Genomic DNA, 7038 nt, shown 5'->3' on the forward strand with positions numbered 1-7038 from the left:
GTTCTGCCCCCGCCGCCTCGAACCAGCTTTCCCAACTGATCATCGCCCTTTCGTCGGTAATCGCGCAGGTCAAGGCGAGGTCTTCGATCGATTTCAGTTTGTCGGCGATCACCGGGGCGCAGACCGGAAACACCTCCTGCGCCAGCAGCAGTTCTGCGCGCCCGCCCGGCCACGTCCCGTCGCCAAGCCGGATGGCGATGTCGATGTCCGAGCGATCGAGATCGGCAATTCGCACCGAGGCGTCGATGCGCAAAAGCACATTCGGATGCCGGGCGAAGTGACGTGACAGTCTCGGCAGCAGCCACTTCGACGCGAAAGCCGGCGCGACCGAAACCACCAGCGTGCATTCGGAGGCCTCGTCGGCGAGCGCCACGGCTTGGGCGAGTTCGCGGAAACCTGCCCCGAGGCGCGCGGTGAAGACGGTGCCGAATTCGGTCAGCACGAGACCGCTTGCCGTTCGTTCGAACAACGCCTGGCCGAGTTGCTCTTCCGTTCGCTTGACCTGCTGGCTGACGGCGCTGGCGGACACGTTGAGTTCGCTCGCCGCAGCCGAAAGCGATCCCAGGCGGGCGACGGTTTCCACAGCACGCAAGCCGTTGAGGTGGACGCGGTTCAACATGACCATACAGTTTTTCTAAACCGCCGCGATTGAAATCTCAATTGAAACACAGGGAGGAAGGGCAGATTTTAGGAGGCGATCAGACCTCTGGAGGAAAATACGATGAAGATTTTGTCACTGCTCAGGGTCTTTTCCGCTGCCGGCGCGCGGCAAAGCCGGTCGCCTGAAAGCGAGACCACCCGATGGGTGATCGATCCGCTGTCGCATCCTGTACTCGACACCATGTCGGAGCGCGAACTCGGCGACGTGCCGTTCAGGCTGACAGCCCGACGCACTACCTACGAGATGGCCACTGGGCAAGCGGGTTGCGGTTGAAGCCTCTGAAACGATAGCAACGGACGGTCATCCACCGCTGCCGGCATGGCGGGCAGAGGCTGGTTGCCGACGGCCGTTGCGAGCCCTTTCTGGCCCAACACAAGCGGATTGTCTCACAGGCTCGTGCACCTATTGTGCACTGCAATGAAAGCCGCTTTGCCATCCCCCTTGCGTCTCGCCTTCGCCGGCATGATCGCCTTGGCCGTTGCCATGGGCATCGGCCGTTTCGTCTACACACCGATCCTGCCTGGCATGATGGAGGAACTCGGCCTGTCGCCGGCCGATGCCGGCTGGGTCGCATCCGCTAACTATCTCGGCTATCTCATTGGCGCGCTTGCAGCCGTCGGCGGCTGGGCGCACGGCCGCGAGCGCCTGCTGATGCTGGCCGGTCTTGCCGCAACCGCAGTCCTCACCGGGCTAATGGGCCTGGCCGACACGATGGCGGCCTTTCTCGTCGTCCGCTTTCTTGCCGGTCTGGCCAGCGCTTTTGTCTTGGTGTTCATGTCCAGCATCGTGTTCGGTCATCTGGCCGCCGCCGGCCGAAACGACCTGCAGGCGCTGCATTTCGGCGGCGTCGGCCTCGGCATTGCGGCGTCTTCGGCGCTGATGGCTATCCTCGTCACCGGACATGCCGGCTGGGCAGCGGGCTGGTTCTGGTCCGCCGTATTCTCGGCCTGCGGCTTTGCCGTCGTGGCGCTGCTGGTCGGCAGCACTGCGACCGCCAACGGCGCCGATGGTCGCGAACCGGCGCTGCCGAAGGACCGCTCGCTGATGAAGATCATCGTCGCCTATGGCCTGTTCGGCTTCGGTTATATCGTGACGGCGACGTTTCTGATCGCCATCGTCCGGCAGGGTGGCGGCGGTCGTGTGTTCGAAGCCGTGGTCTGGATGGTCACTGGCCTGGCCGGGATTCCTTCGATCTGGCTCTGGCAGAAGATCGCCGCAAGGATTGGCCTGTATGCGGCTTATGCCTTCGGGTGCCTCGTCGAGGTGGTCGGCGTCACCGCGAGCGTCGCCATGGGCGGACACATTGGGCCGCTGCTAGGCGGATTGCTGCTTGGCGGGACCTTCATCGCCATCACCGCGCTCGGCCTGCAGACCGGAAGGCAGCTTGTCCCGCAAGCGCCACGCCGGATCTTGGCGTTGATGACGGCTTCATTCGGCTTCGGTCAGATCATCGGTCCGATCGTCGCCGGGCTGCTTGCGCAAGCCTCGGGCGACTTCTTCCTCGCATCGATCGTGGCCGCCGCCGTCCTGCTGGTCTCCGGCGCGATCACCTGGTCGGCTGCTCCAAAATCGCCATGATTGTGGTCTTGCTCGGGGCCGGGCATCGCGCACCGGCCATTTTCATTCCGATGGATGTGTGACCTTATGCCCGCTGAACAGCAACGCCGCTGATTTGCGCATCGACCGAGGATTTCGCCACAGTGTTTGTATCCTTCTTTCCGCAGCCGAAGTTGTTTTTCACCTCGGCCGCCCTGTGGAGTGCGGTCATGGTGGCCGTATGGTTTCTCGGTGGCGATCAGCTGGGCGCTTTGATCGGATTGCCCCCCTTCGCAGCGGACGCGCAGCCCATCATTGGCGTTTCGGTCTTCTGGTCGCCTCCATTCCTTTGGTTCTACATCTACTTTACCCTTGGCGTGCTGCTCTTTTACGCTTTCTGGCATTGGTATTCCCCGCACCCGTGGGACCGCTGGTCCATCCTCGGTTCCTCGCTGATCTTGTTCACCACCTATTTTCAGGTGCAGGTGAGCGTCGCGATCAATGCCTGGTACGGGCCGTTCTGGGATCTCATTCAAGCCATCCTCAGCAAAACTGTAACGGCGACAGAAGCTGATCTTTACGCGCAAGTATTAGCTTTCCTCGGCATCGCTCTCGTGGCGGTTACGGTTTTTGTCATTACGAACTTCTTTGTCAGCCATTGGGTGTTCCGCTGGCGTACTGCGATGAACAATTATTACATGTCGTATTGGCCTAAGCTGCGCCCTATCGAAGGAGCTTCCCAGCGTGTGCAAGAAGACACGATGCGGTTTTCCAAAATCATGGAAGACCTTGGTACCAGCTTTGTCGATTCCATCATGACCCTGATCGCTTTCATGCCGATTTTGCTGGCCTACTCAAAGCACATCACTGTATTGCCGTTCATTGGTCACGTTCCGCAGCCGCTGGTTGTGGCTGCGATCTTCTGGGCAATTTTCGGCACGGTCTGCATTGCCACCGCCGGCATAAAGCTTCCCGGCCTGCAATTCCGCAACCAGCGCGTCGAAGCCGCCTACCGCAAGGAACTTGTTTACGGTGAGGACGATCCAGATCGGGCGCAGCCGCCGACAGTTGCAGAACTGTTTGGAAATGTGCGCAGAAACTACTTTCGCCTCTATTTCCACTACGTCTATTTCAATGTGGTCCGCTATCTCTATTTGCAGACCAACAACATCTTCGCCCTCTTTCTGATGGTGCCCTCGATCATCGCGCTAACGGTAACGCTGGGTCTCATCAACCAGATCAGTTCAGCCTTCGGCCAGGTGACTAGCTCGTTCCAGTATCTCGTCAATTCATGGTCGACGATTGTCGAGCTTCTGTCGGTGCACAAGCGTCTGCGCGCCTTCGAAGCCACAATCAAGGGCGAACCGCTTCCGGACATCGACCAGCACTATTTGGAGCGTGAGCAAGCCGGCTTGCGCCCTGAGGATCAGCCGGCAAGCTAGGAGAAGGCAGGCGGCGAGCGCTTCCGGCTCAGCCGCCCACCGCCGCCTGCGTTTCCCCGGCGCGCTGCCGCGAAACATAGTCGCGATAGCTGATGCACTCGACATCGGCCTGGGTGCAGACCTCGCCGGAAAAGCGCTCCAGCGCATTCCAGTAGGCGCCGTCATTCATCAGCGTGAAATGGAAGCCGAGTTCCAGCGGAATGCGTTTTCCCTGGTATTGGGCGTCGAAGGCGGCGCGAAAGGCGTCATAGGTCCGGTTGGCGAATTCGTCCGCCTTGCTCGGCCGCTCGAAGCCGCCGGAATGTCTGACATAGAGATTGTAGTCCATCGCGATAACCGGCCTTGAACGAGGCCCTTCCGGAATCTGCGGCAGCGAAAAGCGCGTGATGCCATTGGCGGTCGTCGGCCGGACTGGGCCGCGCGAGACGCCGCTCGCGTCGAACAGATAGCCCGCCCTTGGCAGCGCCTCGTAGAGCGCCTTGTTTGCCGACAGATAGGGTGCGCGAAAGCCCACCGCTTTGCGCGCGATTTTGCGCCAGCCCGCGGGTTCGGGGGCAATGCCGTTGATCGTATAGGCGTTTTCGAGAATGTGCGAGAAAGAGCCGAACTCGCTCAGCCAGTCGGCCTTGTTCCAGTCCTTGCCGTCGAAATGGCCGCAACCGTGGCTGCCGATATCGTGGCCCTCCGAGGCGGCAAGGTTTATCTGCTCGAGCCGGTCAGCGACTTCCTGTTTCGAGGCCGCAAAGCCGATATTGGATTTGCCTGCGGTCTTGCCGGGCGCCGTATATTCCTTGCGCGTTTTCGGCGAGAGCAGGAAGACGCAGGACACGAAATAGGTGAAATGGGCACCTGTGCGGGCGGCCAGCGCCCGGCTGCGCTTCCACTGCGGAATATCGCGAGCGCTGTCGAACGAGATGATGACGATCTGCTTCGGCTTTGTCGGCGCAGGCGGATCGGCCACGGCAGTGCCCGCCGCAGCAAGCGACGCGATGGAAAACGCAACAACGCGGGACAAACGAGGCATCGACATCTGATCTGGATTTGAGGAGGGTTCGAGCACCGGCTATCGGCGAAATGTGGCGCGGGTGCGGTCGCCCCTTACGTCGCCTGTCCGGCGATTAGCCGATTTTCCTGTCGAACCCCTTCCATGCGGACAGAATTTCGCTAAAACGCGGGCTCATGTACGCCCCGGCCGGGGCAGGAATGGTTTTGATCCATGTCGGACGACAGTTTTATCCGCGAAGTCAACGAAGAGATGCGTCGCGATCAGGCGCATGCGCTATGGGACCGTTTTGGTCCTGCCTTGCTTGCGCTTGCGGTGCTGGTGGTGGTCGGCACCGCCGCCTTCGTCGGCTATCGCTATTGGGACGAGACCCGCGCCAATCGCTCGGGCGATGCCTTCTCGCAGGCGCTGAAGCTTGCCAATGAGGGCAAGAGCGACGAAGCGCTGACGGCCCTCGCTGCGCTGGAAAAGGATGGCTACGGCGCCTATCCGCTGCTCGCCCGCATGCGCGCGGCAACCGTCAAGGCGGACAAGGGCGACGTCGCCGCCGCCGTCAAGGACTTCGACGACGTCGCGGCCGACACAGCCATTCCATCGGGCCTTCGCGACATGGCGCGCCTCAGGGCAGCACTGCTGCTCGTCGACCACGGTTCCTTCGCCGATGTCTCCAGCCGTGTCGAGGCTCTCACCGCCGACACCAACACGCTGCGCCATACGGCGCGCGAGGCGCTCGGCCTTGCCGCCTGGAAGGAAGGCAAGGCGACGGACGCACTGAAACTGTTCGACCAGATCGCCTCGGATGACGGCGCCCCGCGCAACGCGCGTGAGCGGGCGACGTTGATGTCCGAGCTGATCCGCGGGTCGGGCAGCGCGTCGTAGTGCATGTTGCCCAAAAGTGCGAAGCGGTTTTGGGGTCAACGACATGCACAATAGGTAGAGTCCGATGACATTCAAAGTCGCCATCATCGGCCGGCCTAACGTCGGCAAATCGACCCTTTTCAACCGTCTGGTGGGAAGGAAGCTGGCGCTTGTCGACGACACGCCGGGCGTCACCCGCGACCGTCGCGTCCATGCCGCCAAGCTCTACGATCTGCATTTCGATGTCATCGACACCGCCGGCTTCGAGGACGCTGCTGCTTCGACGCTGCCCGGCCGCATGCGCACCCAGACCGAGATCGCCATCCGCGAAGCCGACCTGATCTTTTTCACGATCGATGCCAAGTCCGGGCTGATGCCCGACGACAAGACCTTCGCCGAGATCGTGCGCAAATCCGGCAAGCCAGTTGTCGTCGTCGCCAACAAGGCCGAGGCGCGCGGCGCCCAGGGCGGCATGCTGGAGGCCTGGGAACTCGGCCTTGGCGAGCCGATCCCGGTCTCGGCCGAACACGGCCAGGGCCTGCCTGATTTGCGCGATGCGGTGATCGCCGCACTGGGCGAGGCGCGCGCTTTCGGCGAAGAAGAAGAGGCTACGGACGAGGAGACCGCCGCCAGCGAGGTGCTGATCGGCGAAGACATCACCGATCCGGATGCCGAGCCGAGCTATGACGATACCAAGCCGATGCGCATCGCCGTCGTCGGCCGTCCAAACGCCGGCAAGTCGACGCTGATCAACGCGCTGATCGGCGAGGAGCGGCTGTTGACCGGGCCGGAAGCCGGCATCACCCGCGATTCCATCTCCGTCGACTGGGACTGGCATGGCCGCCGCCTGAAACTGTTCGACACTGCCGGCATGCGCCGCAAGGCCAGGATCCACGAAAAGCTGGAAGTCATGTCGGTGCAGGACGGCTTGCGCGCCATCCGCTTTGCCGAGATCGTCATCATAGTGCTCGACGCCACCATTCCTTTCGAGAAGCAGGATCTGCAGATTGCCGACCTGATCATCCGCGAGGGCCGCGCGCCGGTGATCGCCTTCAACAAATGGGACATGATCGACCACCCCCAGGAACTCCTGGTGGAACTGCGCGAGAAAACGGAGCGGCTGTTGCCGCAGGCGCGCGGCATGCAGGCGGTGCCGGTCTCGGCCGAGACCGGGCGCGGCCTCGACAAGCTGATGGATGCCGTCATCAAGACGCACAGGGTGTGGAACAGCCGCGTCTCGACCGGCAAGCTCAACCGCTGGCTGGAAGGCATCCTGGCGCATCATCCGCCGCCCGCCGTGGCGGGGCGTCGGCTGAAGATCAAATATGTCACGCAAGCCAAGACGCGCCCGCCGGGCTTCGTCGTCTCCTGCTCACGGCCGGACGCGATGCCGCAATCCTATGTCCGCTATCTCTCGAACAGCCTGCGCGAAGCCTTCGACATGCCCGGCGTGCCGATCCGCATTGCCTTGCGCACCTCGGAAAATCCGTTCGCCAGCAAGGCGAAAAAACGCCGCTGAGCGCTGCACGCTCCTTGCC

General features: G+C 62.2%; 7 protein-coding genes. 5 read left to right on the plus strand and 2 right to left on the minus strand.

Going from position 1 to position 7038, the window contains the following annotated elements; genetic code table 11:
- A partial coding sequence (locus tag E5W87_RS31255; protein ID WP_292406543.1) for a LysR family transcriptional regulator occupies window positions 1–625 on the minus strand: 625 nt, incomplete at its 3' end.
- A gap of 96 nt (window positions 626–721) precedes the next feature.
- Between E5W87_RS31255 and E5W87_RS31260 the strand changes: the two genes are divergently transcribed.
- The 3 genes from E5W87_RS31260 to sbmA all read left to right on the plus strand — a co-directional run bounded on the left by E5W87_RS31260 (window position 722) and on the right by sbmA (window position 3639).
- Window positions 722–934, plus strand: a complete 213-nt coding sequence (locus E5W87_RS31260; protein ID WP_292406546.1) for a hypothetical protein — start codon at window positions 722–724, stop codon at window positions 932–934.
- Window positions 935–1078: 144 nt separating this feature from the next.
- A complete protein-coding gene (locus E5W87_RS31265) occupies window positions 1079–2239 on the plus strand; it encodes a YbfB/YjiJ family MFS transporter (RefSeq protein ID WP_292406549.1) in 1161 nt (386 codons plus the stop codon).
- A gap of 122 nt (window positions 2240–2361) precedes the next feature.
- A complete protein-coding gene (gene sbmA, locus E5W87_RS31270; protein ID WP_292406552.1) occupies window positions 2362–3639 on the plus strand; it encodes a peptide antibiotic transporter SbmA in 1278 nt (425 codons plus the stop codon).
- Between the two features lie 28 nt (window positions 3640–3667).
- Here the strand turns inward: sbmA and E5W87_RS31275 are convergent, their stop codons facing one another.
- A complete protein-coding gene (locus E5W87_RS31275; RefSeq protein WP_292406555.1) occupies window positions 3668–4663 on the minus strand; it encodes a polysaccharide deacetylase in 996 nt (331 codons plus the stop codon).
- 192 nt (window positions 4664–4855) lie between these two features.
- Between E5W87_RS31275 and E5W87_RS31280 the strand changes: the two genes are divergently transcribed.
- Together E5W87_RS31280 and der are read left to right on the plus strand one after the other, a co-directional pair.
- Window positions 4856–5521, plus strand: a complete 666-nt coding sequence (locus E5W87_RS31280; protein WP_292406558.1) for a tetratricopeptide repeat protein — start codon at window positions 4856–4858, stop codon at window positions 5519–5521.
- A 64-nt stretch (window positions 5522–5585) separates the two neighbouring features.
- Window positions 5586–7019, plus strand: a complete 1434-nt coding sequence (gene der, locus E5W87_RS31285) for a ribosome biogenesis GTPase Der (RefSeq protein WP_292406561.1) — start codon at window positions 5586–5588, stop codon at window positions 7017–7019.
- Window positions 7020–7038: the final 19 nt, after the last annotated feature.

The sequence above is a fragment of the Mesorhizobium sp. genome, assembly GCF_004962925.1.
Lineage (GTDB): Bacteria > Pseudomonadota > Alphaproteobacteria > Rhizobiales > Rhizobiaceae > Mesorhizobium.

What these genes read in the sequence shown, in the direction of transcription:
- E5W87_RS31260 (WP_292406546.1), top strand. Translation starts at nt 722, where the DNA reads ATGAAGATTTTGTCACTGCTCAGGGTCTTTTCCGCTGCCGGCGCGCGG.
- E5W87_RS31265 (WP_292406549.1), top strand. Translation starts at nt 1,079, where the DNA reads ATGAAAGCCGCTTTGCCATCCCCCTTGCGTCTCGCCTTCGCCGGCATG.
- E5W87_RS31275 (WP_292406555.1), bottom strand. Translation starts at nt 4,663, where the DNA reads ATGCCTCGTTTGTCCCGCGTTGTTGCGTTTTCCATCGCGTCGCTTGCT.
- E5W87_RS31280 (WP_292406558.1), top strand. Translation starts at nt 4,856, where the DNA reads ATGTCGGACGACAGTTTTATCCGCGAAGTCAACGAAGAGATGCGTCGC.
- der (WP_292406561.1), top strand. Translation starts at nt 5,586, where the DNA reads ATGACATTCAAAGTCGCCATCATCGGCCGGCCTAACGTCGGCAAATCG.